Source organism: Oleiphilus sp. HI0128 (assembly GCF_001635365.1).
Genome location: NZ_LWGG01000050.1, coordinates 1 through 1,107, shown reverse-complemented (window position 1 = coordinate 1,107; position 1,107 = coordinate 1). Strand labels below are relative to the sequence as shown.

Below are 1,107 nucleotides of genomic sequence, written 5' to 3'. Positions count from 1 at the left end.
AAATCGGTTTTGCCTGGACATCATCTAACTCAATTCCCATTACCGGTAAACGCCACAACAAGGCAGAAACACAGCAATCGACAATGGTAAACTCTTCACTCATGAAGTAAGGCATTTCTGAAAAAATCGGCGCTGTAGCAATCAGGCTTTCTTTCAATTCCTTACGATACTCATTCGCCTTCGCAGCATGCGGATCAGCAAGAATTGCATCAGCCAGACGACTCCAATCTTTACGGATTCGGTACATCATCAAGCGGCTTTGCGCTCGAGCAACCGGATATACTGGCAACAAAGGAGGGTGCGGAAAGCGCTCATCCAAGTACTCCATCATAATATCCGACTCATAAAGTACTAAGTCGCGGTCAACCAAAGTAGGCAAGTCATTGTATGGATTATGATCAGAAAGCTCAGCAGGCTTGTTATCTGGGTCAACGTTAACAACGTCAACTGCGACACCTTTTTCCGCTAAGACTATTCTTACCCGGTGACTGTAATGGCTCTCACCATCAGAAAAAAACGTCATGGACGAACGTTTGGTCACAACACCCATATACTTACCTCAACCTTTAAATCAGATTTACTGCACTGATAGCACAGTTTTAAATTTGGGCAGAATTATACACGATTTACAAGCCAGTCGTGAAAATTCTCTTGGATAGAAACAAAAAAAGCCCTCCATGCCTACACATGGACGGCTTTTATTCTTCTTTCTAGCTAACTAGTGAATATCTCTCCAATACTCTTTGTTCAAGAAGTATGCAAAAACAAACAAAAACGCTAGGAATATAAGAACATTTCGGCCAAGTGCCTCACTTTGAAGCCTAGAAGGCTCACCAACATATTCTAAAAAGTTAACCAGATCATAGATCGCTTCGTCATATTCAGCAGGACTCAAGCTTCCTTCTGTCGCATATTCAGAACAACCACTACTCTTAACAATATTTCCGCTTAATGGATCAACAACAGGCTCAACACCTAACTCTGGCGCGACAGCACAAACACCCTGCAAACCAGCTAGTACGTGCGGCATACCCACATCTTTGAAAATTACGTTATTCACACCATAAGGGCGCTTTGAATCGGCGTAAAATCCACGCAAGTAGTTAT

At 42.7% G+C, this 1,107-nt stretch carries 2 protein-coding genes; both read right to left on the bottom strand.

Going from position 1 to position 1,107, the window contains the following annotated elements:
- Positions 1-550: glutathione S-transferase N-terminal domain-containing protein (locus A3763_RS00730; protein WP_068759813.1), on the bottom strand; the 550-nt coding region annotated here is incomplete at its 3' end.
- Between the two features lie 168 nt (positions 551-718).
- Positions 719-1,107: cytochrome c1 (locus A3763_RS00725; RefSeq protein ID WP_197482654.1), on the bottom strand; the 389-nt coding region annotated here is incomplete at its 5' end.